Raw genomic sequence first — 26,831 nt, forward strand, 5'->3', positions numbered from 1 at the left:
GTCATGGAATTCCTCGTCAAAAGCGCCCGTCTGGAAACCCTGAAAACCGCCACCCTGGTCGTCGCGGTCGGCGAAGGGCGCAAACTCGGCGAAGCCGCCAAGGCCATCGACGACACTGCTGGCGGCGCCATCGCCGCCCTGCTCAAGCGTGGCGACCTGGCCGGCAAGGTCGGCCAGACCCTGCTCCTGCACAGCCTCCCCAACCTCAAGGCGGAGCGCGTGCTGCTGGTGGGCAGCGGCAAGGAGCGCGAGCTCTCTGACCGCCAATTCCGCAAAATGATCGGCGCCGTCAACGGCGTACTGAAAGGCCTCGGCGGCAGCGACGCCACCCTGGCCCTCGGCGAGCTGGCGGTCAAAGGTCGCGATGCCTACGGCAAGGCGCGCCTGATGGTCGAAACCCTGGCCGACGGCGACTACCAGTTCGATCGTTTCAAGAGCCAGAAGGCCGAGCCCAAGGCCCTGAAGAAGATCAGCCTGCTGGTGGAAAAGGCCGACCAGGCCGAGGTCGAGCGCGGCAGCCTGCACGCCCAGGCCATCGCCAACGGCATGGCCCTCACCCGTGATCTGGGCAACCTGCCGCCGAACCTCTGCCACCCCAGTTTCATCGCCGAGGAAGCCAAGGCCCTGGCCAAGGCCAACAAGAACCTCAAGGTCGAGGTGCTGGACGAGAAGAAACTCAAGGAACTGGGTGCCGGCGCCTTCCTCGCCGTGGCCCAGGGCAGCGACCAGCCGCCGCGGATGATCGTGCTCAACTACCAGGGCGGCAAGAAGGAGGACAAACCCTTCGCCCTGGTGGGCAAGGGCATCACCTTCGACACCGGCGGCATCAGCATCAAGCCGGCCGCCGGCATGGACGAGATGAAGTACGACATGTGCGGCGCCGCCAGCGTGCTCGGCACCTTCCGCGCCGTGCTCGAAATGCAGCTGCCGATCAACCTGGTCGGCCTGCTGGCCTGCGCCGAGAACATGCCCAGCGGTGGCGCCACCCGTCCCGGCGATATCGTCACCACCATGAGCGGGCAGACGGTGGAGATCCTCAACACCGACGCCGAAGGCCGCCTGGTCCTGTGTGACACCCTGACCTACGCCGAGCGCTTCAAGCCCCAGGCGGTGATCGACATCGCCACCCTCACCGGCGCCTGCATCGTCGCCCTGGGCAGCAACACCTCGGGCCTGATGGGCAACAACGACGGCCTGATCAAGCAGATCCTCAAGGCTGGTGAATACGCCGACGACCGCGCCTGGCAACTGCCGCTGTTCGACGAGTACCAGGAGCAGCTGGACAGCCCCTTCGCCGACATCGCCAACATCGGCGGGCCCAAGGCCGGCACCATCACCGCCGGCTGCTTCCTCTCGCGCTTCGCCAAGAAGTATCACTGGGCGCACCTGGACATCGCCGGCACCGCCTGGATCAGCGGCGGCAAGGACAAGGGCGCCACCGGCCGTCCGGTGCCCCTGCTCACCCAGTACCTGCTGGACCGCGTCAAGTGAGGATAGAGTTCTATGTGCTCTCCTCGGCCAACCCGGCGGACCGCCTGCGCGCGGCCTGCCAGTTGGCCGCCAAGGGCTGGCGGCACGGGCTGCCGGTCCTCCTGCGCTGCAGCGACGCCGCCCAGCGCGACGAGCTGGACCAGTTGTTGTGGCGCTTCCGCGCCGAAAGCTTCATCCCCCACAGCCTCATCGATGACGACGCCAACGCCCCGGTGGTGCTGGCCCTGGACGAAGCGCCGGCCTTCCAGCAGGGACTGCTGATCAACCTCGCCTCGAGCATCTCTCCCCACGTCGAGCGCTTCAGCCGGGTCATCGAGATCGTCAACCAGGAGCCTGATCTGCTTGCCGCCTGCCGGGAGAATTTCCGCGCCTACCGGCAACGGGGCTATGATCCAAAACGAGTCGAACTCTAGTCGTATTGCCCCATGGATACCCCCAAGCTTCCCCCCAAGCCGGCACACCTGCTGGACGACCTCGAATCCATCCGCGCCCTGCTCGATGACGAACCCAACGGCAATGAGCCGCCCCTCCTCACCGAAAGCCTGGACGCCGACGGCATTCCCCTGCTCTCCGAGCGGGTCGAGCCCGCCCCGGCCCGGCCGGAGTCATCCGCACAGCCGCAGCCACAGGCCGCGCCCGCCACTCCGGCACCCGCGCCAGCGCCCGTTTCCAACCAACCCGTGGCCGAGGCCATTCGCCAGCGCATGATGCCCGAAGGCAATCCCGAGCTGGCACTCTTGGACAGCGAACTGCGCGCCGCCGCCCAGCTGATCCTGCAGGACGTGATCGACGATTTCTTGCCGCAGATCGAGGCCGAGCTCAAGCGCCGCCTCGACGCCCGCCTGACCCGTCTGCTGCCGCCACGCCGGCCGTAGGACCATTTTGCTTCCAACCTGTAGGAGCGAGCTTGCTCGCGAACGGCCCCACACCATTCGCCAGCAAGCTCGCTCCTACAACACAGGCCCCAGGGTCGCCCTCGGCGCGCGCCAATTCTTTCGCCGGCCCGATACCGCTATACTCCCCCGTTTTCCCGTTCAGTTGCCTCTAGGGTCCCCGCCGAACCATGGACAAGACCTACCAGCCCCACGCCATCGAAACTTCCTGGTACCAGACCTGGGAGAAGAACAACTACTTCGCCCCGCAAGGTTCCGGCGACCCGTACACCATCATGATCCCGCCGCCGAACGTGACCGGCAGCCTGCACATGGGCCATGGCTTCAACAACGCCATCATGGACGCCCTGATCCGCTTCCGCCGCATGCAAGGCCGCAACACCCTGTGGCAGCCGGGCACCGACCACGCCGGCATCGCCACTCAGATGGTGGTCGAGCGCCAGCTGGCCGCCCAGGGCGTCAGCCGCCACGACCTCGGCCGCGACAACTTCCTGGATAAAGTCTGGGAGTGGAAGGAACAATCCGGCGGCACCATCACCCGCCAGATCCGCCGCCTCGGTTCCTCCGTGGACTGGTCGCGTGAACGCTTCACCATGGACGAGGGCCTGTCCAACGCGGTCAAGGAAGCCTTCGTGCGCCTGCACGAAGACGGCCTGATCTACCGTGGCAAGCGCCTGGTCAACTGGGACACCAAGTTCCACACCGCCATCTCCGACCTCGAAGTGGAGAACCACGACGAGAAGGGCAGCCTGTGGAACCTGCGCTACCCCCTGGCCGATGGCCACAAGACCGCCGACGGCAAGGACCACCTGATAGTCGCCACCACCCGTCCGGAAACCATGCTGGGTGACAGCGCCGTCGCCGTGCACCCGGAGGACGAGCGCTACAAGAGCCTGATCGGCACCTTCGTCGAGCTGCCCCTGGTTGGCCGCCGTATCCCGATCGTCGCCGACGAGTACTGCGACCCCGAGTTCGGCACCGGCTGCGTGAAGATCACCCCGGCCCACGACTTCAACGACTACGAAGTCGGCAGGCGCCACAACCTGCCGCTGATCAATATCTTCGACAAGAACGCCGCCGTGCTGGCCCACGCCCACGTCTTCAACCTGGACGGCGACGTCAATCACGAAGTCGACGCCAGCCTGCCGGCCGAATACGCCGGGCTCGACCGTTTCGACGCGCGCAAGCGCATAGTCGAAGCCTTCGACGCCCTGGGCCTGCTGGAAAAAATCGAGGACCACGCGCTGAAAGTGCCCAGGGGCGACCGTTCCGGCACCGTCATCGAGCCCTGGCTGACCGACCAGTGGTACGTCTCCACCAAGCCCCTGGCCGAGCAGGCCATCGCCGCCGTGGAAGACGGCCGCATCCAGTTCGTGCCCAAACAGTACGAGAACATGTACTTCTCCTGGATGCGCGATATCCAGGACTGGTGCATCAGCCGCCAGCTCTGGTGGGGCCACCGCATCCCGGCCTGGTACGACGAAGAAGGCAATGTCTACGTCGGCCGCAACGAGGCCGAGGTCCGCGCCAAGCACAACCTGGGCGACATCGCCCTGGAACAGGACGAGGACGTGCTGGACACCTGGTTCAGCTCCGGCCTGTGGACCTTCTCCACCCTGGGCTGGCCGGAACAGACCCAGTTCCTCAAGACCTTCCACCCCACCGACGTGCTGGTCACCGGCTTCGACATCATCTTCTTCTGGGTCGCCCGGATGATCATGTTGACCATGCACCTGGTGAAGAACGACGACGGCACGGCGCAGGTTCCGTTCAAGACCGTCTACGTCCACGGCCTGGTGCGCGACTCCCAGGGTCACAAGATGTCCAAGTCCAAGGGCAACGTCCTCGACCCGCTGGACATCGTCGACGGCATCGACCTGGACACCCTGCTGGAAAAACGCACCAGCGGCATGATGCAGCCCAAGCTGGCCGAGAAGATCGCCAAGCAGACCCGCGCCGAGTTCCCCGAAGGCATCAACAGCTACGGCACCGACGCCCTGCGCTTCACCTTCTGCTCGCTGGCCTCCACCGGCCGCGACATCAAGTTCGACATGGGCCGCGTCGAGGGCTACCGCAACTTCTGCAACAAGCTGTGGAACGCCGCCAACTTCGTCATCGAGAACACCGATGGCCAGGACTGCGGCGTCAACGACGAGCCGGTTGAGCTGTCCTCGGTGGACCGCTGGATCATCTCCGCCCTGCAGCGCACCGAAGCCGAAGTCACCCGCCAGCTCGAACAGTTCCGCTTCGACCTCGCCACCCAGGCCCTCTACGAGTTCATCTGGGACGAGTACTGCGCCTGGTACCTCGAGCTGGTCAAGCCGGTGCTGTGGGACGAGAACGCCCCGATCGAGCGCCAGCGCGGCACCCGTCGCACCCTGATCCGCGTGCTGGAAGTGGCACTGCGCCTGGCGCACCCCTTCATGCCCTTCATCACCGAGGAAATCTGGCAGCGCATCAAGGCCCAGGCCGGCAAGAGTGGCGACACGCTGATGCTGCAACCCTGGCCGGTCGCCAATGAAGCCCGCATCGACGCCGCCGCCGAAGGCGATATCGAGTGGGTCAAGGCGTTCATGCTTGGTGTGCGGCAGATCCGTGGCGAGATGAACATCTCCATGGCCAAGCGCATCGACATCATCCTCGCCAACGCCGGCGACGAAGACCGCCGCCGCCTGGCCGACAACGAGCCGCTGCTGAAGAAGCTGGCCAAGCTGGAAACCATCCGCGTGCTGGCCGCAGGCGAAGAAGCACCGATGTCCGCCACAGCCCTGGTGGGTGACATGCAGGTACTGGTGCCCATGGCCGGCCTGATCGACAAGGACGCCGAGCTCGCCCGCCTGGACAAGGAAATCCAGCGCCTGGACGGCGAAGTGAAGCGCGTCGGCGGCAAGCTGGGCAACGAAGGCTTCGTTGCCAAGGCTCCAGCCGAAGTGATCGAGAAAGAGCGCGCCAAGCTGGCCGAGGCCGAACAGGCCCTGGCCAACCTGACCGAGCAGCGCGGGCGCATCGCCAGCCTGTAACCCCGACGAGGCCCGCCATTGCGGGCCTCGTTCTTTCTGCCCCATTCCGCAAGGAGCGCCGATGGAACCCAGCAAGACCAAGACCAGCTTCTACCGCCGCCTCTACGTCGCCTGGCTGATCGACAGCGGTGCCGCCACCAGCGTCCCGGCGCTGATGGACGCCACCGGCATGCCCCGCCGCACCGCCCAGGACACCCTGCTCGCCCTGGCCGACCTGGATATCGACTGCCACTTCGAGCAGGAAGCCGGCGAGCGCAACAACGCCGGGCACTACGTCATTCGCGACTGGGGCGCCATCGACAAGCGCTGGATCGCCGCTAACCTGCAACAGGTCAAGGCCGTCCTCGGTTACCCCTGACAGACTGCCGCTCCCCCCAAGGAACTTTGGGAGTCCCGCTTGAACCACGAACTGCTCTGGGTGCTGGCACTGCTGTTCGCCGCCATCACCCTGTTCGTCCTCAACAAGCCACGCATGGACGTGGTCGCCCTGCTGGTCATCGTCGCCCTGCCGTTGTCCGGCGTGCTCGACATCCAGCACACCCTGGCCGGCTTCAGTGACCCCAGCGTGGTGCTGATCGCCGCCCTCTTCGTCATCGGTGACGGCCTGGTGCGCACCGGCATCGCCTACCGCCTGGGCGACTGGCTGGTGGCCCGCGCCGGCAGCAGCGAGACCCGCCTGCTGGTGCTGCTGATGCTGGCCGCCGCGGGCCTCGGCTCGGTGATGAGCTCCACGGGCGTGGTCGCCATCTTCATCCCCGTCGCCCTGGGCGTGGCCGCACGGCTGAAGATCGCCCCGGCGCGGCTGATGATGCCGCTGGCCTTCGCCGGACTGATCAGCGGCATGCTCACCCTGGTGGCCACCGCCCCCAACCTGGTGGTGCACAGCGAATTGCGTCGCGCCGGGCTGGAAGGCTTCGGTTTCTTCAGCCTGACCCCGGTGGGCCTGGCGGTGCTGGGCCTGGGCATCGTCTACATGCTGCTCACCCGCCACTGGCTGACGCCCCGTGACGGCGACGAAGCCGCCAACGTGCCGCGCCTGACCCTTGCCGATCTGGCCACCGCCTACGCGCTCAACGAGCGGGAGCGGCGCCTGAAAGTCCGCGCCGACTCCCCCCTGTCGCGGCAGGCCCTGAATGAGCTGGAACTGCGCAGCCAATACGGCATCAACGTGATCGCCGTCGAGCGCCAGCGGCGCTTCCGCACCCTGCTGCTGATGGCCACCGGCAATACCCTGCTGGAGCCCGGCGATGTGCTGCTGGTGGACCTGGCCAGTCCGGCCATCGGCCTGCTCGGCGCCTACCAGGAACTGGGGCTGGAGCCGTTGCCGCTGCCGGCCTCCTACTACAGCCTGCACGCCCATCAGCTGGGGCTGGCCGAAGTCGCCCTGCCGCCGGAATCCAAGCTGCCGGGCAAGACCATCCAGGAACTGGGCTTCCGCACGCGGCACAAGCTCAACGTGGTCGGGCTGCGCCGCCAGGGCCAGGCGCTGGAAGGCGTGCTGGTGGACGAGAAGCTCAAGCCCTCCGATACCCTGCTGGTAGCCGGTGAATGGAAGTGTATCCACCAGTTGCAGGGCCAGAGCCGGGACTTCCTGGTGCTGAGCCTGCCCGCCGAGGTGGACGAAGTGGCGCCCACCGCGCGCAAGGCGCCCTACGCCCTGCTCAGCCTGGCAGTGATGATCGTGCTGATGGTCAGCGGCCTGGTGCCCAACGTGATGGCGGCGCTGATCGGCTGCCTGCTGATGGGCGCCTTCCGCTGCATCGACCTGGACAGCGCCTACCGCGCCATCCACTGGCCTACCCTGATCCTGATCGTCGGCATGCTGCCCTTCGCCCAGGCCCTGCAGCAGACCGGCGGCATCGACCTGGCGGTGAAGGGCCTGGTGGCGCTGCTGGGCAATGCCGGGCCCTATGCCATGCTCGCCAGCCTGTTCATCGTCACCGCGCTGATCGGCCTGTTCATCTCCAATACCGCCACCGCCGTGCTCATGGCCCCGGTGGCCATCGCCACCGCGCAGCAACTGGGAATGTCGCCCTACCCCTTCGCCATGATCGTCGCCCTGGCCGCCTCGGCAGCCTTCATGACGCCCATCTCCTCGCCGGTGAATACCCTGGTGCTGGGCCCCGGGCAGTATCGCTTCGGCGACTTCGTCAAGGTCGGCGTGCCCTTCACCCTGCTGGTAATGATCGTCAGCGTGTTCATGGTGCCGCTGATTTTCCCGCTCTGAGCCGAGACATTCACGTAGGGTGCGCTATGCGCACCAACGCTCTTGCCCAATGCGCACGGCGCACCCTACCCCACTAGGCTTCAATCTAAGGAACAACGCCGGAGGGGCTTATCGTGCACAAGTACCGCCGCCTTCTGCTGGTGGCCCTGTTCCTCGGTTTGCTGCTGGCGGTCTTCCAGCTCAGCGGACTGCGCGAAAACCTGAGCCTGCAGTACCTGCACGACACCCTGCTGGCCCACAAGGTCTGGGGCCTGGCGCTCTTTGCCCTGCTGTTCGCCCTGGGCAACCTGATCCAGATCCCCGGCTGGATCTTCCTCGCCGCCGCGGTGCTGGCCCTGGGCCGTGTCTGGGGCGGGCTGGCCACCTACCTCGCGGCCACCTTCTCCTGCTGCTGCACCTTCCTGCTGATCCGACTGCTGGGCGGCAGCGCCCTGCGCGAACTGGACAGCAAGCTGGCCAGGCGCATCCTCGCCCACCTCGACGAACGCCCGGTACTGGTCATCACCGCATTAAGGGTGCTGTTCCAGACGGTGCCGGCCCTCAATTACGCCCTGAGCCTCAGCGGCGTGCGTTTTCGCCATTACCTCATCGGCACCCTGCTGGGTCTGCCGCTGCCGATTGCGCTCTACTGCCTGTTCTTCGATTACCTGGGCCGCGCCCTGCACCTTTCCTAGGTTGGGCTTCGCACCTACGGAACCTGCCCCACACCAATAGCCCTGGCTGTGGGAAAATGCCGCGCCCTACACCTGCCGACACCCGCCACCATGCCGCAACCACCCAAGCGCCCCCGCCCCGCCTCCGCCAAGTCGCCGACCGCGCCCACCGCGCCCACCAAGGGGCTGCTGCATCCGCGCAATCGCCACCAGGGCCGCTACGACTTTCCCAAGCTGATCCAGGGTAGCCCGGAGCTGGCGCGCTTCGTCATCACCAATCCCTACGGCAAGGAGAGCATCGACTTCGCCGACCCGGAGGCGGTGAAGGTGTTCAACCGCGCCCTGCTGCGGCAGTTTTACGGCATCCGCCATTGGGACATCCCCGCCGGTTACCTCTGTCCGCCCATTCCCGGCCGCGCCGACTACCTGCACGGCCTGGCCGACCTGCTGGCCGAGGGCAATGGCGGGCAGATACCCCGCGGCAAGGGCATCCAGGCGCTGGACGTAGGGGTGGGCGCCAACTGCATCTACCCGCTGATCGGCCATAGCGAATACGGCTGGCACTTCACCGGCGCCGATATCGACCGCACCGCGCTGGCTTCGGCCCGCGCCATCGTCCAGTCCAACCAGTTGGGCGCGGCCATCGAACTGCGCCAGCAGTCCGAGCCCGGGCATATCTTCAAGGGCCTGCTGGCGCCGGGCGAACGCTTCGAGCTGACCCTGTGCAACCCGCCCTTTCACGCTTCACTGGAAGAAGCGACCCGCGGCAGCCAGCGCAAATGGAAGAACCTCGGCAAGCTCGACCCCAAGCGCAAGCTGCCGGTGCTGAACTTCGGCGGACAGGGCGCCGAGCTCTGGTGCGAAGGCGGCGAGGCGGGCTTCCTGCAACGGATGGTCGACGAGAGTGCGCAGTTCAAGGAGCAGGTGCTCTGGTTCAGCAGCCTGGTCTCCAAGGGCGGCAACCTGCCCGCCATGGAGGCCCGCCTGAAACGTGCCGGCGCCGTCGAGATGCAGGTGGTGGAAATGGCCCAGGGCCAGAAGCAGAGCCGCTTCGTCGCCTGGACCTTCCTTGATGCAGGCCAGCGCGATATCTGGCGCAAGGCACGCTGGGCCTGAGTCCCCCGAGGAGCGAAGGCCTGCCGTAGGTTGGGCAGAGCGAAGCGAAGCCCAACAGGGAAGCTGCCCGGGAATCGTTGGGCTTCGCGTAGCTCAGCCACAACCTACCGATCTGACTATCCCTTCAAGAGTCCGAGCGGGGCTCGCGGCGGCATCCCAACCCCGACTAGCCAACCGCAAAACACCCATCCAGCCGGCTGTAGCCCATCCCTACGCCCTTGTGCACCTTGAGCTGCACCGGGATGCGCTCTTTCAGCGCTTCGACGTGGCTGATCACGCCGATCATCTTGCCGCTGGCATTCAGCGCATCCAGGGCGTCCAGGGCGACTTCCAGGGTCTCGCCGTCCAGGGTGCCGAAGCCTTCGTCGAGGAACAGCGAATCGATGCTGGTCTTGTGGCTGACCAGGTCGGACAGCGCCAGGGCCAGGGCCAGGCTGACCAGGAAGCTTTCACCGCCAGACAGGGTCTTGCAGTCGCGGGCCACGTCGGCCTGCCAGGTGTCCACCACTTCCAGCTCCAGCTCGCCACCCTGGCGCCGGGCCAGTTGGTAGCGGCCATGCAGGCGCTGCAGTTGCAGGTTGGCCAGGTGCACCAGGTGGTCCAGGGTCAGGCCCTGGGCGAACTTGCGGTACTTGGCGCCATCGGCTGAGCCCAGCAGTGCGTTGAGGCGCTGCCAGAGATCGCATTCGGCCTCCTGGCGGGCGATCTCGGCGAACAGCGCCTGCTGGCTCTGCCGGCGCTGTTCGTCACCGGCGAGCTGGGCACGGATTTCACCCTGGCGCTGGCTCAGCTCGCGCATCCGCTCGCCCAGTGTCTGCCACTCAGCCTCCAGGCATTCGCGGTCCAGTTCGCCCTGGGGCGTGGCCTGGAGCCGTTCGGCCTGGTTGCGAGCGTCGGCCAGCAGGGCCTCGGCATCGCCCAACTCGCGGGCCAGGCGCTGCTGCAGGTCCTGCAGGGCGGCGCGCTCGGTTTCTTCCAGCAGCGCGCCAAGGAAGGCCGCCTCGTCTGCGAAGGGACTGGCCGCCAGGCCCCGATGCCAGGTGTCCTGCTGCACATGCAACTGGTGCCGCGCTTCCTGCACCCGCTGATCCTGGCTCTGCTCGCTGCCCTTGAGGCGATTCAGCCGCTGCTGGGCGGCGTCCAGTTCGGCCTGCACTGCCGCCAGCGCGGCCTGCGGATCGTTCACCGGCGCCAGCGGCGCCTGTCCGCTGTGACCGGAGGCCTGCCAGCGTCCCTGCCAGAGACGGGACTGCTCGCGAGCGAGGCCCAGTGCGTGCTGCTGGTCACGCAGCTGACCGTCCAGTTGCTGGCTGGCGGCCTGGTCCTGCTGCCATTGCTGCCACTCAGCCTCCCGCTCGGCCAGCCAGGCGTCGCCGGCATCCGGCAGGGCATGGCCCAGCTGCGCCAGGCTGCCAGCCAGCTGTTCGCGGGCCTCCTGCTGCTGGCGGCCCAATTGTTCGAGGCGCTGGGCGTTGGCCTGTTCCTGCTGACGCAGGCCGGCCTGGTCCTTCTCCAGCAGGGCGACCTGGCTACCGCAGTCATGCAGCGCCTTGTCGCGCTGCTGGCGCAGCTCGCGGGCGGCTGCCAAAGCGGCCTTGAGCCCATCCAGCCGCGCCAGCCGTTCCTGCAGCGCCTGCAAGCGCCCGGCATGGTCCTGCACCTCGGCCTGCAGGGCCGGAAGATCGGGTAGGCGCAGTTCGAGCGCCTGGCACAGCTGGCGCCAGCGCTCGACGCACTCCCGCTGCTCGGTTTCACCGAGCTGCAAGGTCTCGTTGAGCTGATTGACCTGCGCCTCCAGGGCAGCCAGGCGGCTGCTCAGGGTCTCGCCCTGGATGCGCACCTCGTCCTGGGCAGCCCTGCAATCCTGCAGGGCCTGCTGAGTGGACGAGAGGTTGAGCGCCTGGTATTCGGCGATCGCCGGATGTTCGTGGGAACCGCACAGGGGGCAGGCTTCGCCCGGCTGCAGGGCGGCGCGGTACGCCTCCAGCTGCTGGATGCGCTGCTCCTGCTCGAGGAGCTTTTCCTTGTCGGCAATCTGCTGCTTGATCTCGCTGAAGCGGCGGCGCAGGGCATCGCGCTGCTCGTTGAGCGTCTTCTGTTCGTCCTGCAGGGGCTGCAGCTGTTCACGGGCGCGGGTCTGCCGCTCGGCCAGTTGCCGGCGCTGCTGGGACAGCTCCCCCAGGCGCTCCAGCTGGCGGCCGCGCTCCAGGAGTTGCTGCCACTGCTCACGCAGGGCGGCATCGTCCTGCCCGGCGAGTAGCGCATCGAGCCCGCTCAGTGCCTCGGCCTCGCCTTGCTGCGCCTGGCCATGGTCGGTTCTGGCGGCGTCCAGTGCAGCGCGAGCCTGGAGCAGACGCTCATCCAGCTCGACGCCCTGGCGCCTCAATTCGTCCTGGGCGCCTTGCAGGCCGGCAAGCTCTTCCTGGCGCCGGGCCAGTACGCCGAATTCGGCCCGCCAGGCGCCCAGGTGCTCGCCCAGGCGGGCCCGCTGTGGCTGTTCAGCCAGACGTCGTTGCAGGGCTTCCCGCTCGGCCTGGAGGCCATCCAGGGCCATCTGCCGGGCCTGCACCCACTGTTCGCCCAGCTGCGCGCCCTGCCAGAGCTGGTCGAGGATGCGTTCAGCCAGGGTCTGCAGGTCGTGACGGGTGACCCGCAGTTCGCTTTCCCCCTGGTTCAGCTGCTGCTGCGCCCGCTGCCAGTCGCGATGCAAGGTCAGCAGCTGGCTGGCCGGCTCGCTGGCGGCCAGGCGCGCGAGTTGCGGCCGTGCCTGCTCCAGGGCTTCGCGCGCTGCCCGGCCCTGCTGTTCGGCGGCCCGCTGGCGGACCAGGGCCTTGTCCAGCTCGTCGCGCCATTGCCGCTGGCGCTGCAGGTGGGCCTGGCGGACCTGCAATTGCTGCTCCTCGCCCCCCAGCGCCGCGGCCTCCTGCTGCAGGGCGGCGCGGGTCTCGTCGTTCAGGAGTTCCACGCCTTCGGCGCGGGCGCGCAACTGGTCCAGTCCGGCCTTCACTTCACGGGTGCGTTCGAACACCCGCTGGGAGATGCGTCCGTAGATTTCGGTACCGGTCAGCTCCTCCAGCAGTTCCGCACGCTGGTTGGCGTTGGCTTCGAGGAAGGCGGCGAAACCGCCCTGGGCCAGCAGCATGGACTTGGTGAAGCGCTCGAAATCCAGGCCGGTCAGGCTTTCGGTGAGCCGGAGCTTGTCGTTGATCTTGTCGGTGAGGATTTCCCCGTCCAGCACACGGGCCAGCTCCACCCTGGGCGGCTGCAGGCCGCCGTCGGCCTTGTCGCGGGCGCGGCGCTGGCTCCAGAAGGCGCGGTAGGCCACGCCCTTGACTTCGAATTCCACCTCCGCCAGGCAGTCGGCCGTGTGCCGGGTCATCAACTCGTTGATGCTGGCCGACACCGTGCCCATGCGCGGCGTGCGGTGGTAAAGGGCCAGGCAGATGGCGTCCAGCAGGGTGGTCTTGCCAGCGCCGGTGGGGCCGGTGATGGCGAACAGGCCATTGCCGGCGAAGGGCTCGCCGGTGAAGTCGATCTTCCACTCGCCCTTCAGCGAATTGAGGTTCTTCAGGCGCAGGCTGAGGATCTTCATGCCGGCTCCTCCCGCAGTTCGGCAAGCACCTCGCGGTGCAGCCCCTTGAGGCTGCGGCGCAGGTCGTCGTCCAGCTCCTCGCTGGCCAGGCGCTTGTCGAACACCTCCTCCGGGTTCAGCTCATCGAGGGTTTCCCGCACCTCGCGCGCCAGGCCCGGCTGGGCGCCGCCGCGCTCGCGGCGGATGCGCAGCACTTCCACCGGCAGGCCTTCGCAGAGGGCCGCCAGGCGCGCCTGCAGGTCGTTCAGGTAATCGTCGCTGCTGACCAGCACCTCCACCCAGACGGGTAGCTCCGGCGTACCCTCCCCGGCCACCTCGGCCAGTTGCGCGGGCAGGTCGGCCAGGGCGCCGCGCAGGGAATGCAGGGGCTGGAAGCGCGGCACCGGCAGGGCTTCGACCTGGTGCAGACCGATGCTGTCCAGCTCAACCAGCAGCACCTCCTTCTGCTGCCGCGCCTCGTCGAAGGACAGCGGGATGGGCGAGCCGCAGTAGCGGATATGTTCCAGGCCGCCGACCTTCTGCGGCCTGTGGATATGTCCCAGGGCGATGTAGTCCGCCGCCGGGAAGGCATTGGTGGGGAAGGCTTCCAGCGCGCCGACGTAGATTTCCCGCACCGACTCGCTGGCGCTGGCGCCCACCGTGGTCAAGTGCCCGGTGGCGATGATCGGCAGGCCGCCGCCCAGTTCGGCGCGGCGCTGCTCGGCCAGGGCAAAGAGCTGTTGGTAGTGGTCCTGGATGGCCTGCTGCAGGGACAGTTGCTTGTCGCTCGCACTCTGCCCCGCCTGGCTCTGCAGCACATCCCGCGGGCGGATGAAGGGGATGGCGCATAGGATGGCGCCCACCTCGCCGGAACGGCGCTCGAGCACCAGCACCTGCTCCTCCAGGGCATTGCCTACCGCGGGCACTACCCGGGTATCCAGCTGTGCCAGCAAAGTGCGGCTTTCGCCGAGCATGGCCACCGAATCATGGTTGCCGCCCAGCACCACCAGCCCGGCGCCCGTGGCGCGCAGCTCGACGATGAACTGGTTGTACTGCTCACGGGCGTAACTGGGCGGTGCGCCGGTGTCGAACACGTCCCCGGCGATCAGCACCACATCCACCTGGCGTTCGCGCACCTGCTCGATCAGCCAGCGGCAGAAGGCCTGGTGCTCGGCCTGGCGGGTCTTGCCCATGAAATGCTGGCCCAGGTGCCAGTCGGATGTGTGGAGGATGCGCATCGGAGATCACTGTGGCGGAACGGAAATGCCGGCAACCCTGTCATTTCCTGAAAAGCCTGGCAACCGTCAAGCCGCTATCCTTCCCAGCATCCGCTGCAGACAAGGACCGACATGCAACGCATCTTCCGTGACATCAAGATCATGCTCCTGGCCAACCTCTGGTTGATTCCGGTGCTGGCCGCGCTGGTCGGCGCCCTCTTCTACTTCGTCGCCCCGCCGCCGCCCATGCACGCCCGCCTGGCCACTGGCAGCCCCACCGGCGGCTACAGCGCCTTCGGCGAGAAGCTCAAGGCCGAGCTGGCCAAGCAGGGCTTCGAACTGGAGCTGGTGCGCAGCAGCGGCTCCCTGGACAATCTGGCCAAGCTGCAGACCGGCGAGGCGGAGATCGCCCTGGTGCAGAGCGGCCAGGAACTCACCCTGAGTACGAACGAGCGCCGCCACCTGCACGGCCTCGGCGTGATGTTCCAGGAGCCGGTCTGGCTGTTCAAACGCAAGGGGCTGGAGATCGACACCATGGGCGACCTGCTGCAGCTGCGGGTGGCCATCGGTGCGCCGAACAGCGGCACCCGCTCGGTCAGCGACGCGATCCTCGGCGCCAACCAGATCCCCCCGGAACGCTACCCGCCGCAGTGGCAGGCCATCAGCGGCAGCTCGGCGGCCAACGCCCTGCTTGCCGGCGAGCTGGATGCCGGCTTCTTCCTCGGCCCGGCGGAGAACGCCGTGGTACAGCGCCTGGCCGCCCAGCCCGAACTGGACCTGGTAAGCCTGCGGCGCAGCGCGGCCTACCGCGCACGCCTGCCCTACCTGACCAAGCTGGAGGTGGGCGAAGGCCTGCTCAACCTGGCCAACAACAGCCCATCCCAGGACATCCGCACCCTGGCGCCCGTGGCGACGCTGGTGGCCAGCGACGACTTCCACCCCTCGCTCACGCCATTGATCCTCGACGCCGCTCGCGAGGTGATGAAGAACGGCAGCCTGCTCGATCCACCGGGCACCTATCCCAGCGTCAAGCCGCAGACGCTGCGGACCCTGGACGAGGCGGACTACTTCTACGAGAAGGGCCTGCCGATCCTGCAGCGCTACCTGCCATTCCGCATCGCCTCCCTGGCCGATCGCTACATCATCCTGCTGATCCCGCTGCTGGTGATCATGATCCCGCTGTCCAAGATCATCGGTCCCATCTACCGCTGGCGCATCCGCGCACGCATCTACCGCTGGTACAAATACCTGCGCGAGATCGACCGCAAGCTGGACAGCGGCACCCCACCGGACCATCTGAGTGCCGAGATCGAGCACCTGGAAAAGTTGGAGCAGCGCCTGGCCAAGGTGGAGGTGCCGCTGTCCTACTCCAACGAGCTGTACGACCTGCACATGCACCTGCGCTACGTGATCAATCGGTTGCAGGCAGTGCAGAGTCGGCAGGCAGCCGAGGATCAGGTCGGGTAAACTGGCGCACTTTTCCCGCCGGTGCGCCCGCGCGCCGGATGAGCCATCTTCCCCATTGGTCGAACGCCCATGCCCATCCGCCATTGCATCGTCCACCTCATCGACAAGAAGCCCGACGGCAGCGCCGCCGTGCTGCATGCCCGGGATAGCGTACTGGGCGAATCCCAGGCCATGGAAAACCTGCTGGCCGACCTCAACGAGAGCTACAACGCCAAGCAGGGCAAGGCCTGGGGCTTCTTCTTCGAGGAATCCGGGGCCTATCCCTTCAGTGGCTGGCTGAAGGAGTACCAGGACGGCACCCGCGATTTCACCGCCTTCAGCCGCCAGGCCGTGGAACACCTGCAGAAGCTGATGGAGGAGTCCAACCTCTCCACCGGCGGCCATGTGCTCTTCGCCCACTACCAGCAGGGCATGACAGACTACCTGGCGATCGCCCTGCTGCACCACAGCGAAGGCGTGACCGTGACCGACGCCCTCGAAGTGGCGCCGGCCAAGCACCTGGACCTGGGCCAGCTGCACCTCGCCGCGCGCATCAACATATCCGAGTGGCAGAACAACCAGCAGTCCCGGCAGTACATTTCCTTCATCAAGGGCAAGAACGGCAAGAAGGTGTCGGACTACTTCCGCGACTTCATCGGCTGCCAGGAAGGCGTCGACCCGCCGAGCGAGACCCGCACCCTGCTCAAGGCGTTCAGCGATTTCGTCGAGAGCGAGGACCTGGCCGAGGAGCAGGCCCGCGAGAAGACCAAGACCCTGGTGGACTACGCCAGCACCCAGGCCAAGCTGGGCGAGCCGATCACCCTGGACGAACTTTCCGGCCTGATCGACGAAGAGCGCCCGCGCGCCTTCTACGACCACATCCGCAACAAGGACTACGGTCTGTCGCCGGAGATCCCGCCGGACAAGCGCACCCTCAGCCAGTTCCAGCGCTTCACCGGCCGCGCCGAGGGCCTGTCCATCAGCTTCGAAGCCCACCTGCTGGGCTCGAAGATCGAGTACGACGAAGGCCGCGACATGCTGATCATCCGCCAGCTGCCGACCCAGCTGAAAGATCAGCTCAAGCGGCGCAAGGACTGAAGACGACAGGCCCGGCGAATGCAGGGCCTGGTCTTTCTATTCAGCAGGAGTTCCGTTGGGGCACGAACCTGTGGGGGCGAATTCATTCGCTATGGGCTGCGCAGCAGCCCCGATCGATCCCGATGGCAGCCCTTCGGCCTGCTTAGCGAATGAATTCGCCCCCACAGGAAGAGCGCAGTCCTCTGCTTAGATTGCCTCGATGCGGAACCCCAGCCGCGGGAAGTGCACATGCACCACGCCGGCGCGCTCGTCCTCGCGGCGCAGGATGATTTCCTCGCGGCCGGCGAACAGCAGCTCGCCTTCCACCGGGTCGACGCCATAGTCGGTCGCCGCCACCAGCACCTTCTGCCCGGGGGCGAATCCGTTGGGATCGACGAAGTCCTCGCTGGGCAGGGCCGCCGGGGTGGCATTGCGGGCGATCTCCAGGGCATCAATCGAGGACAGCTCGCTCGCTGCGCCATGGCCGAAGCCCAGCACCCGGCCGAGCCAGGCGGCCACTTCCGGGTATTCGTCCACCAGGGGTGCGGTCAGCGGGGTGCCCTTGAGGAACCAGAGGCAATGGGCCAGGGAAAAGTCGGCGATGGAGGGCTCGCCGAAGAGGAAGTCTCCCTCGCTGCGCGCCAGCTGCTGTTCGGCGCGTGCGATGATCGCCGGCCAGTTGTGCCTGGCCTGCTCCAGCGGCAGGCGGCTGGCACTGCCGCCGCTGAAAAAACCGGCGCGGTCGGCGATGAAGGCCTTGATCGCCTCCGGCGGCAACTTGCCGAAGCGCAGCGCCACGGCTTCGGGCTGGAACGCCAGGGCCACGGCGTGCTGGAACACCACCGAGTCCACCCAGAGGGCGAAACTGGCAACATTGAATTCCTGACCTTCCGGGAACAGCGCCGGGGTGGATTTCTCCGCCTCCAGGCGGCGGGCGATCAGCGCCGTGTCGCAATAGACATCGGCGCCCACCTGCAGCACCGGAGTCTTGCGGTAGCCACCGGTGAGCGCGGTGAGATCGGGCTTGGGCATCACCGGCGAGATCATCACCGAGCGCCAGGAGAGTTGCTTGAAGCCCAGCATCAGGCGGGCCTTCTCGGCGAAGGGCGAAGTCGGATAGTGGTGCAGGATCAGCTCGTGCATGACGGTCTCCGCGTCAGGTCTGTGGATAACCCAGCTTACCCGGCCGGGCCGGGGCGGCCCATGCCCTGCGCCTGATGACGCGGCATCAGCCGGCTGGATGGAGTTGCACCAGGCGCTCCTTGGCCGCCTTGCGCAGTTGCTTGATGGCGCGCTCGCGGCGCAGGGCCTCGCCCTTGTCGGCGCAGGCCTCGACGAAGACCAGGGCCTGGGCCGGGCTGGAATGGAAGAAGCGCGCGCCCTTGCCGCTCTGGTGCTGCGTGAAGCGCCGCTGCGGGTCGTCGCTGATGCCGCAATAGAGCGCGCCGTTCTCGGCACGCACCAGGTAGACGAACCAGGGCTTGGCGGCGGGGGTGACGTCGGCGGTTTCGGGCATTGGCGGGTCCTGATGGAAGCCGCCGCATTAGGCATTGCCTCACCGGGTCAAGACAAGTCCCTCAGCGTCCCGGCCCGGTAGGCGGCCAGGCCCCGCGCGGCCTGCTGGCGAATGGCGTTCTGCACCGCCGGTAACCAGCCCAGCAGCAGGCCCTTGGCGCCCAGTGCCTGCCGTGCCCAGCGCCAGAGGTCGAAGCTGTCGTGGTGCTCGATGATCTTGCCGTCGGCGAAGAGGAAGCGTGCCTGGATGCGGTTCTCCACCATGCGCCCGGTTTGGCTGAACAGGTAGGTGGCCACCCAGTTGGCGCGGCCGGTGAGGTCATCGGCCTCGACGCCGTCGAAGGTCAGGCTGAACTGCTGGGCGCGACTGGCGAGCATGCGCCACATGTCGGCCGCCTCCTCGCCATTGAGGTCGGGGAACACCGGGTCGCTGAAATGCACGTCAGGGCTGTAGCACTCGGCCATGGCCTCGGCATCGAGGCGCTGGAAGGCCTGGTAGAAGCGGGTGATGAGTTCGGCATTGGGATGGGCCATGGACGACTCCGGCAAGGACTGTATGGCTAGCAGTATTGACCCGGATGGCCCGGACGGCGATTGGCGGCATCGCCAACTTTGTGTCAATAATCGCCAACCCTGCCGCCGAGCCCTCCCCATGATCCGCGTCGCCCTCTTCGTCTGCCCGCAGACCGTCTGCTCCAGCCTGGCCATGGCCGATGACGCCTTCCGCCTGGCCAACCAACTGGCCGGGGAGCCGCTGTTCCAGGTCCAACGCTTCAGCCGCAACGGCCTGCCTGTGGACATCGGCATGGCCGAGATACGCGTGGACGGCGGCCTGCCCCTTGCCGAGGCGGCCGACCTGGTGCTGCTGACGGCCACCGGCGTGGCGGTGGAGCAGACACTGGCCAGCAACAGCGAGTTATTGCCCTGGCTGGCCGCACGCCCGGATACCCAGCAACTGGCCAGCTTGTGCAGCAGCGCCTTCCTGCTGGCCGCCTCGGGTCGCCTCGATGGCCGCCGCGCCACCACCCACTGGTTGCTGGCACCGGCCTTCCGGAAACGTTATCCACAGGTGCGGCTGGAGCCCGAAGCGCTGCTGACCGAGGACGGCAACCTGTTCTGCTCCGGCGGCGCCCAGGCCGGTCTCGACCTCTGCCTGCACCTGATCGCCTGGCACGGCGGCCATTGGCTGGCGCAGCGAGTCGCCGGCGCCCTGGTGTTCGATCTGGAGCGCGGCCTCCAGTCGCGCTTCGCCCCCTTGCTGCCGGCGGCGGGCAAGGATGACCCGCAGATCGGACCGTTGCTGCTCTGGCTGCAACGCCACCTGGACGAGCCGCTGGACCTGGACGCCCTGGCCGCCCGCGCCCACTGCTCCAGCCGCACCCTGCTGCGGCGCTTCAAGACCACCACCGGCCTGACCCCGAACGCCTACCTGCAACGCCTGCGCATCAGCGCCGCGCAGACCGCCCTGCGCAATCCGGCGCGCTCCCTCGAGCAGGTGGCGGCCCAGGTGGGCTACGCCGACCGGGCGACCTTCGCCAAGTTGTTCAAGCAGCTGTGCGGCGAGACGCCAGGGGCGTTCAGAAGACGGCTGAGGAGCCACCTGTAGGTTGTGGCTGAGCGAAGCGAAGCCCAACGCCGCCCTCTCCCCCTGCCCCCCGCCCTGCGTCCCAGCCTGATCGCTTCGCGCTCAGTCGTTCATCGGCACCGGAAGCGGTACTTCCGAATGCTTGCCGCTTCGCCCCTGAAGAGGAGAGGGGTGACTCGCGCCGACAGCGACCAAACCATCCTGAAGCCCAAACGGGCCTGAAGCTGAGAGAAAGCGGTAGGGCAACGACCCCGCCCCGTCAGGAGGCCGAGTGGGTGGTGCGGCATTCCGACGACTGCCAAAGGGAGTCGCCTGGGAAGGCGAAACGAAAAGCAGAGGCAGACTCGGTAATGAGTCAGGCAAGAAATCCCACGCCAGCGCTCTCGCCCTGCTCACCAACCACCCGGTTCCACCCTGCGGAACCACCTTCGATTGTCCTCCCGCCGCCCGCGCGGTTAGCTGAAGGCCAGCCGCGCAACGCGGTCGCCGATCCACGAGGAGAACAACAACAATGGCTCGTTACGCACATATTCAATCCTGGCTCGACGACATCGCCGTCGAGCTCAAGGCACTGCGCCAGGACATCCACGCCCACCCCGAACTCGGCTTCGAAGAACAGCGCACCGCCGCCCTGGTGGCGCGCCTGCTGGAGGAATGGGGCTACGAGGTGCATACCGGCATCGGCCGCACCGGCGTGGTCGGCGTGCTGCGCAACGGCGATGCCGCCCGCACCCTGGGCTTGCGCGCCGACATGGATGCCCTGCCCATCATCGAAGACACCGGCCTGGCCTACAGCAGTTGCCACACCGGGCGCATGCACGCCTGCGGCCACGACGGCCATACCGCGATGCTGCTGGGCGCAGCGCGCTACCTGGCGGCCACCCGCAACTTCGAGGGCACCCTCAACCTGATCTTCCAGCCCGCCGAAGAAGGCCAGGGCGGTGCCGAGGCCATGCTCGCCGACGGCCTGCTGGAACGCTTCCCCTCCGAGGCGCTGTTCGGCATGCACAACATGCCCGGCCTGGAAGCCGGCCACCTGTGCTTCCGCGAAGGCGCGTTGATGGCCTCCCAGGACCTGCTGGAGGTGGTGATCGAAGGCGTCGGCGGGCACGGCTCCATGCCGCACCTCTCCGTCGACCCGCTGGTGGCCGCATCCAGCGCCGTGATGGCCCTGCAGACCGTGGTGGGGCGCAACGTCGACCCGCAACAGGCGGCGGTGGTCACCGTCGGCGCCCTGCAGGCCGGCGAAGCGGCCAACGTGATTCCCCAGAGCGCCCTGTTACGCCTGAGCCTGCGCGCCCTGGACGCCAAGGTGCGCGAGCAGGTGCTGGAGCGGGTACAGGCAATTATCCACAGCCAGGCGCAAAGCTACGGTTGCCGCGCCAGCATCGAGCACCGCCCGGCCTACCCGGTGCTGGTCAACAGCGCACAGGAAACCGCCTTCGCCCGGCGCATCGGCGAAGCGCTGGCCGGCGCCGACCAGGTGCTGGATGCCCCCACCGTGATGGGCAGCGAGGACTTCGCCTGGATGCTCCAGCGCTGCCCCGGCAGCTACCTCTTCATCGGCAACGGTGCGGGTGCAGGGCGGCCGATGGTGCACAACCCCGGATACGACTTCAACGACCAGATCCTGGTGCGCGGCGCCGCGTACTGGGCCGCGCTCACGGAAGCCTGGTTCCAGGCCCCGCCCGCGCCTTCCCAGGCTTCTGCCACCGCCGCCTAGCCCAATAGTTTCCGGAGAATCCCCATGCACGCTTCCCAGAGCGGAACCTCACGCGCCCGCCAGGTGACCGCCGCTGTCATCGGCAACGCCCTCGAGTGGTACGACTTCATCGTCTACGGCTTCCTGTCGAGCATCATCGCCCGGCTGTTCTTCCCTTCCGACAGCGAGTACGCCTCGCTGCTGATGGCGCTGGCCACCTTCGGCGTCGGCTTCTTCATGCGCCCGGTGGGCGGCGTGCTGCTCGGCCTCTACGCCGACCGCAAGGGCCGCAAGGCAGCCATGCAACTGATCATCCTGCTGATGACCCTGGCCATCGCCCTGATCGCCTTCGCCCCCGACTACGCGGCCATCGGTATCGGCGCACCGCTGCTGATCGTGATCGCCCGCATGCTCCAGGGCTTCGCCACCGGCGGTGAATACGCCAGCGCCACCGCCTTCCTGGTGGAGAGCGCGCCGGCCAACCGCCGCGGCCTCTACGGCGCCTGGCAGTTGTTCGGCCAGTGCCTGGCGGTGTTCGCTGGCGCCGGCATGGGCGCCCTGGTGACCCACACCCTCTCCCCTGAGGCGCTGGACGGCTGGGGCTGGCGGATGCCATTCATCCTCGGCCTGCTGATCGGCCCGGTGGGGCTGTGGATGCGCCGCCACATGGAAGAAACCGAGGCCTTCCTCGATGCCCGGGAGGAACACCAGGGCGAGCCCATCCGCCTGCTGCAGGTGTTGCGCGAGCATCGCCGGGCCGTGCTGGTGACCATGGGCACCACCATCAGCGGTACCGTGGCCTTCTACGTGGTGCTGGTGAACATGCCCACCTTCGCCCACAAGCAACTCGGCCTACCCCTGGACCAGGTGTTCATGGTGCAGATGCTGGCGGTGGCGCTGATGACCCTGATCATCCCCCTGGCCGGCGCGCTGTCCGACCGCATCGGCCGGCGTCCGGTTCTGTTCGGCGGCACCCTGGCCTTCTTCCTGCTGGTCTACCCGCTGTTCTCATGGGTCGCAGAGGCCCCGAGCGTGGAACGCCTGCTGGTGATGCAACTGCTGCTGTGCAGCATGATCGGGGTGTCGTACGGCCCGGCCCCCACCGCCGTCGCCGAGCAATTTCCCACCCGCGTGCGCTCCACCGGTCTGGCCCTGGCCTACAACGTCGCGGTGATGCTGTTCGGCGGCTTCGCGCCCTTCATCGTCACCTGGCTGACCCAGGTGGGCGGCACGCCGGTGGCGCCAGCCTTCTATGTGCTCTTTGCCTCGTTCGTCGGCCTCGCCGCCACCTGCTTCCTGCGTGAAGGCGCTCCCGTCGCCCTGGAACGCCAACGCCGCAACCCGCTCGCCACTTCCGCCCGGAGCCTGTGAATGACCCGTTTCGAGATCCCCCAGAACGTCCCCGGCTCGCTGCAGCAGGAAATCGTCGCGCTGGACGCCCTTCCCCTGTCGGAGGCCATCCGCAGCCGCCAGCTGTCCTGCCGCGAGGTGATGCAGGCCTACCTGGAGCAGATCGACCAGCTCAATCCCCGGGTCAACGCCCTGGTCTCCCTGCGCCCAGCAGAAGAGCTGCTGGCCGAGGCCGACCAGCGCGACCGGCAGCTGGCCGGCGGCCAATGGCTGGGCTGGATGCACGGCATGCCGCAGGCGGTGAAGGACCTCGCCGCCTGCGCCGGCCTGCCCACCAGCATGGGTTCGCCACTGTTCGCCGGGCAGGTGGCCCAGCACGACGCCATCGCCGTATCGCGGGTGCGGGCGGCGGGGGCGATCTTCGTCGGCAAAACCAACGTGCCGGAGTTCGGCCTCGGCTCGCAGAGCTACAACAGCGTCTTCGGCACCACCGGCAACGCCTACGACCCCAGCCTCTGCGCCGGCGGCAGCAGCGGCGGCGCGGCGGTGGCCCTGGCCCTGCGCCTGCTGCCGGTGGCCGACGGCAGCGACATGATGGGCTCGCTGCGCAACCCGGCGGCCTTCAACAATGTCTACGGCCTGCGCCCGTCCCAGGGGCGCGTGCCCTTCGGCCCCACGCCGGAACTCTTCGCCCAGCAGCTGGCCACCGAAGGCCCCATGGGCCGCAGCGTGGCCGACGTGGCGGCACTGCTGCGCACCCAGGCTGGCCCCGACCGAGCCGCGCCGCTGTCCCTCGCCAGCACGGCGGACCTGATCGGCCCACTGCAGCGCGATTTCGACGGCGCACGCATCGGCTGGCTGGGCGACCTCGGCGGCCACCTGCCCATGGAGCCCGGGCTGCTGGCGCTCTGCGAAAGCGCGCTGGCGGACTTCCGCGACCTCGGTTGCCGGGTCGAGGACTGCCAGCCCGAGTTCGACATGGCGCGCCTGTGGAACTGCTGGCTGGTACACCGCGCCTGGCTGGTGGCCGGCAGCCTGGCCCCGGCCCATGCCGACCCGGCCAAGCGTGCGCTGCTGAAACCCGAAGCGGTCTGGGAAGTGGAGCGTGGCCTGCGCCTCAGCGCGGCGGATGTCTTCCAGGCCTCCCTGGACCGCAGCGACTGGTACCGCGCCGTGGAAAGGCTCTTCGAGCGTTACGACTTCCTGCTGCTGCCCAGTGCGCAAGTGTTCCCTTTCGATGCAGCGCTGCACTGGCCCAAAGCCATTGCCGGCAAGGCTATGGACACCTACCACCGCTGGATGGAAGTGGTGATAGGCGCCACCCTGGCCGGCATCCCGGCCATGAGCGTACCGGTGGGTTTCAGCCCTGCCGGCCTGCCCATGGGCCTGCAGATCATGGGCCCAGCCCAGGCCGACCTGGCCGTGCTGCAACTGGCCCATGCCCACGAACAGCTCACCCACTGGGTGCGCAACTGCCCACCACCACTGCTGCAGCATGTTCGCTAGGCGAGCATCTCCAGATCCCACCGCGTTCGGGCCTGCATCTTGCAGCGCCCTCGCGGTGAGTGCACAAGGGGCGCGACAGGGGACGGACATGCAAGGCAGAGACGAAGGCGGCACCGTACGATCGGTGGAACGCGCACTGGCGATAGTCGAACTGCTCGGCGAACACCAAGAGCTGGGGCTGGAGGAACTGCACTACCTCACCGGCCTCCCCAAGGCCACCGTCTCGCGCCTGCTGCACACCCTGCAGGAGCAGGGCTGGCTCTATCGCGGCCTGTGCGACCGGCGCTACCGCCTCTGCTCCCGGCGGCTGTTCGGCGACCCCGGCCAGCGCTTCAGCCGTCGCCTGGTGGAGCAGGCCGCACCGCTGCTGCAGGAACTCAGCGAACGCACCGGGCTGGTGGCAGACCTCTCGTTCTTCGACGGCGACGACCTGCACGTGATGGAAAGCGCCATCCCCGCCGCATTGCGCAAGCGCTACCCGGCCAACCGCCTGGCGGTCGGGCTACAGGCCAGCCTGTTCCACTCGGCCATGGGCAAGGCCTGCCTGGGCGAACTGGACAGCACGGAAGTGCAGCGCCTCGCCCTGCGCCACCGACTCAGCGGCGACGACCTGCTGCGCGCCCACGAACAGACCCACACCCAGGGCTTCGGCGAGCGCACCGAAGGCACCTGGGAATACGCGGTGCGCCTGCCCTTCCTGATCCGCGCGGTGGCCTTGCCCGTACTGAGTCAGGGCCGCCTGGTGGGCAGCATCGCCCTGCACTGGCCCCGGGATGAGCACAGCGTGGAGAGCGTGCAGCAGCGCCACCTGGGCAGCCTGGCGGCAACCGTCAGCCAGTTGCAGCGAAGTCTCGCCTGAAGTTCCGCACCTGAAACTTTAAACGTTGCCGCCTTGCATCAAGGCGGCGACCGGAAGTTGCATGTCAGCCATTTCTTTAAAAATGCTTATTCCATTGCGTGGAACCCAATTGAATTGCCCTTTATTCGCCTGCTTCGACAATAGGGTCCGGCCTGAACAACGGCCCTATCGTCAGAAAACAAGAATAAAGGTGATGAGATGCGCAGAGTTCATTGCAAGTACCTGGCGGGGATGGCCGGATGCTTATTGGTCGGAAGTGCGGGGGCTGCTGGCTTTATCGAGGACAGCGCGAGTTCGCTGCGTTACAGCCAGTTCTACTGGAAAGAAAACAACGGCGAAGGCGTCGGCCCCACCCGCGACGAATGGGTCCAGGGCACCCAGTTCAGTTTCAACTCCGGTTGGTACCGCGACCTGCTGGGCCTGGACTACAGCTACGGCCTGGCCGATGACCTGCGCGTCGGCGACGAAGCCACCAGCATCAGCAACCTGGAGGCGGACGACTCGGTGCAGTCGCCCCACGGCCTGGCCAAGCCCATCGAGGCCTACCTGCGCGGCCGCCTTGCCGGCGACGCCGGTGAACTGGTGCTGGGCGGCGGCAAGAAGATCCGCCGCTTCGCCCAATACTTCGACGACACCTCGCGCATCCTGCCGGCGGCCACCCTGGGCGTCGACCTGGACTACCGCATCCAAGGGCTGAACCTGCGCTACAGCCAGGTCGAGGCCTTCAGCCCGCGCAACGAGAACGGCTGGGGCGACGACCTGAAGAACTTCCGCGGCGAAACCATCGACAAGCTGCAGCTCTTCGCCCTGGGCTACCAGCTGCCCTTTGGCAGCCGCCTGTTGGCCGAGTATGCCGAGGCCGATCACTACCTGCGCGCGGCCTCCCTCAAGCTGGAGCACAGCGTCGAGCTGGCACCCGGGCACTTCCTCGACCTTTACGCCACCGCTGGCATGCAGCAGGACGCCGGCAAGCGCTTCGAGCGCGAGGGCGTGCCCGGGCTCTATGAAGCAGAAGACTCCCACGATGCGCGTTACATCGACCTGTACGCCAGATACCGGACAGAGAACTACTACCTGGGCATAACCCATAACAAGGTTCGCGGCGATGACTTCGACCGGTTGTTCTTCAGCAAGGACCACGGCGCCTGGAACAGCAGCGCCAAGTTGTTCTATTTCTTCGGACTGGAAGAGGAAGAGATGTTCAAGCTGATTGGCGGGACGAACTTCTCTGCCATCGGCGCTCCGCAACTAAGACTGGATGTCCATTATGCGTTTTCCGACCACGCGGCCGGCTATGACGGTTTTTCCCGGCGGGAATTCCAGAGCCTGTTGCAATACAACTTCGAGGGTCCGTTGAAAGGCCTGAGCCTGGTCTGGCTGCACAACGAGTTCCACACCAAGGGGCAGCCGGATGGCATCAACCGTTTCGCCACCTCGCGGGGGCCGGCGGGGATCATCACCCACAATGCCGAGCGCTTCTATCTGAGCTATGTCTACAGGTTCTGAAGCCCCCGGCAGGCTCCGATGGTGGGCTGAAGCCCACCCTACGTGGCTCCGTGACCGGGATTGGGGTTCCATCCGGGCTACATATCTCGGCGCCGGG

21 protein-coding genes are annotated in these 26,831 nt (G+C 67.2%); 16 read left to right on the forward strand and 5 right to left on the reverse strand.

Going from position 1 to position 26,831, the window contains the following annotated elements:
* Positions 1-3: 3 nt before the first annotated feature.
* The 8 genes from E8F11_RS08540 (at position 4) to rlmF (ending at position 9,400) form a co-directional block, all read left to right on the forward strand.
* Positions 4-1,491 carry a leucyl aminopeptidase gene (locus tag E8F11_RS08540; protein ID WP_280288409.1) on the forward strand — a complete coding sequence of 496 codons (1,488 nt, stop codon included), beginning with the start codon at positions 4-6 and terminating at the stop codon, positions 1,489-1,491.
* Positions 1,488-1,904: a DNA polymerase III subunit chi gene (locus E8F11_RS08545; protein ID WP_280288410.1), complete on the forward strand. Its 417-nt coding sequence runs from the start codon at positions 1,488-1,490 to the stop codon at positions 1,902-1,904. Before E8F11_RS08540 ends, E8F11_RS08545 begins: the two co-directional genes overlap by 4 nt.
* 12 nt (positions 1,905-1,916) lie before the next feature.
* Positions 1,917-2,366: a DNA polymerase III subunit chi gene (locus tag E8F11_RS08550; RefSeq protein WP_280288411.1), complete on the forward strand. Its 450-nt coding sequence runs from the start codon at positions 1,917-1,919 to the stop codon at positions 2,364-2,366.
* A gap of 188 nt (positions 2,367-2,554) precedes the next feature.
* Positions 2,555-5,404 (forward strand): valine--tRNA ligase, encoded by a 2,850-nt coding sequence (locus tag E8F11_RS08555; protein ID WP_280288412.1) that lies wholly within the window; start codon positions 2,555-2,557, stop codon positions 5,402-5,404.
* Between the two features lie 61 nt (positions 5,405-5,465).
* Entirely contained in the window at positions 5,466-5,762 is a 297-nt protein-coding gene (locus E8F11_RS08560; protein WP_280288413.1) for a winged helix-turn-helix domain-containing protein, read from the forward strand.
* Between the two features lie 39 nt (positions 5,763-5,801).
* On the forward strand, positions 5,802-7,631 hold the full coding sequence (locus E8F11_RS08565; protein ID WP_280288414.1) for an SLC13 family permease: 1,830 nt from the start codon (positions 5,802-5,804) through the stop codon (positions 7,629-7,631).
* Positions 7,632-7,744: 113 nt separating this feature from the next.
* Positions 7,745-8,305, forward strand: coding sequence for a VTT domain-containing protein (locus E8F11_RS08570; RefSeq protein WP_280288415.1), 561 nt, complete (start codon positions 7,745-7,747; stop codon positions 8,303-8,305).
* 90 nt (positions 8,306-8,395) lie between these two features.
* Entirely contained in the window at positions 8,396-9,400 is a 1,005-nt protein-coding gene (rlmF, locus tag E8F11_RS08575; RefSeq protein WP_280288416.1) for a 23S rRNA (adenine(1618)-N(6))-methyltransferase RlmF, read from the forward strand.
* A gap of 166 nt (positions 9,401-9,566) precedes the next feature.
* On the opposite strand, the gene E8F11_RS08580 is transcribed toward rlmF, so the two are convergent.
* Together E8F11_RS08580 and sbcD are read right to left on the reverse strand one after the other, a co-directional pair.
* A complete protein-coding gene (locus tag E8F11_RS08580) occupies positions 9,567-12,992 on the reverse strand; it encodes an AAA family ATPase (protein WP_280288417.1) in 3,426 nt (1,141 codons plus the stop codon).
* Positions 12,989-14,209 (reverse strand): exonuclease subunit SbcD, encoded by a 1,221-nt coding sequence (sbcD, locus tag E8F11_RS08585; protein WP_280288418.1) that lies wholly within the window; start codon positions 14,207-14,209, stop codon positions 12,989-12,991. Before sbcD ends, E8F11_RS08580 begins: the two co-directional genes overlap by 4 nt.
* 111 nt (positions 14,210-14,320) lie before the next feature.
* Here sbcD and E8F11_RS08590 point away from each other — a divergent pair, with 111 nt between their 5' ends.
* Both E8F11_RS08590 and yejK read left to right on the forward strand, forming a co-directional pair.
* Positions 14,321-15,655, forward strand: a complete 1,335-nt coding sequence (locus tag E8F11_RS08590) for a TAXI family TRAP transporter solute-binding subunit (RefSeq protein ID WP_280288419.1) — start codon at positions 14,321-14,323, stop codon at positions 15,653-15,655.
* Between the two features lie 69 nt (positions 15,656-15,724).
* A complete protein-coding gene (yejK, locus tag E8F11_RS08595) occupies positions 15,725-16,732 on the forward strand; it encodes a nucleoid-associated protein YejK (protein WP_280288420.1) in 1,008 nt (335 codons plus the stop codon).
* Between the two features lie 186 nt (positions 16,733-16,918).
* Here yejK and E8F11_RS08600 read toward each other — a convergent pair whose 3' ends face one another.
* The 3 genes from E8F11_RS08600 to E8F11_RS08610 all read right to left on the reverse strand — a co-directional run bounded on the left by E8F11_RS08600 (position 16,919) and on the right by E8F11_RS08610 (position 18,760).
* On the reverse strand, positions 16,919-17,854 hold the full coding sequence (locus E8F11_RS08600) for a glutathione S-transferase family protein (RefSeq protein WP_280288421.1): 936 nt from the start codon (positions 17,852-17,854) through the stop codon (positions 16,919-16,921).
* An 85-nt stretch (positions 17,855-17,939) separates the two neighbouring features.
* Positions 17,940-18,227: a GIY-YIG nuclease family protein gene (locus E8F11_RS08605; RefSeq protein ID WP_280288422.1), complete on the reverse strand. Its 288-nt coding sequence runs from the start codon at positions 18,225-18,227 to the stop codon at positions 17,940-17,942.
* Positions 18,228-18,274: 47 nt separating this feature from the next.
* Positions 18,275-18,760, reverse strand: coding sequence for a nuclear transport factor 2 family protein (locus E8F11_RS08610; protein WP_280288423.1), 486 nt, complete (start codon positions 18,758-18,760; stop codon positions 18,275-18,277).
* 118 nt (positions 18,761-18,878) lie between these two features.
* Between E8F11_RS08610 and E8F11_RS08615 the strand changes: the two genes are divergently transcribed.
* From E8F11_RS08615 to E8F11_RS08640, 6 genes are all read left to right on the forward strand, one after another.
* Positions 18,879-19,832 carry a helix-turn-helix domain-containing protein gene (locus tag E8F11_RS08615; RefSeq protein WP_280288424.1) on the forward strand — a complete coding sequence of 318 codons (954 nt, stop codon included), beginning with the start codon at positions 18,879-18,881 and terminating at the stop codon, positions 19,830-19,832.
* Positions 19,833-20,322: 490 nt separating this feature from the next.
* Positions 20,323-21,534, forward strand: a complete 1,212-nt coding sequence (locus E8F11_RS08620; RefSeq protein ID WP_280288425.1) for a M20 aminoacylase family protein — start codon at positions 20,323-20,325, stop codon at positions 21,532-21,534.
* A 24-nt stretch (positions 21,535-21,558) separates the two neighbouring features.
* Positions 21,559-22,884 (forward strand): citrate-proton symporter, encoded by a 1,326-nt coding sequence (locus tag E8F11_RS08625; RefSeq protein ID WP_280288426.1) that lies wholly within the window; start codon positions 21,559-21,561, stop codon positions 22,882-22,884.
* On the forward strand, positions 22,885-24,369 hold the full coding sequence (locus E8F11_RS08630) for an amidase (RefSeq protein WP_280288427.1): 1,485 nt from the start codon (positions 22,885-22,887) through the stop codon (positions 24,367-24,369).
* An 88-nt stretch (positions 24,370-24,457) separates the two neighbouring features.
* Positions 24,458-25,228: an IclR family transcriptional regulator gene (locus E8F11_RS08635; protein ID WP_280288428.1), complete on the forward strand. Its 771-nt coding sequence runs from the start codon at positions 24,458-24,460 to the stop codon at positions 25,226-25,228.
* 198 nt (positions 25,229-25,426) lie between these two features.
* Positions 25,427-26,734: an OprD family outer membrane porin gene (locus tag E8F11_RS08640; protein WP_280288429.1), complete on the forward strand. Its 1,308-nt coding sequence runs from the start codon at positions 25,427-25,429 to the stop codon at positions 26,732-26,734.
* Positions 26,735-26,831: the final 97 nt, after the last annotated feature.

Source organism: Pseudomonas sp. BN417, from assembly GCF_029871205.1.
Classification (GTDB): Bacteria; Pseudomonadota; Gammaproteobacteria; order Pseudomonadales; family Pseudomonadaceae; genus Metapseudomonas.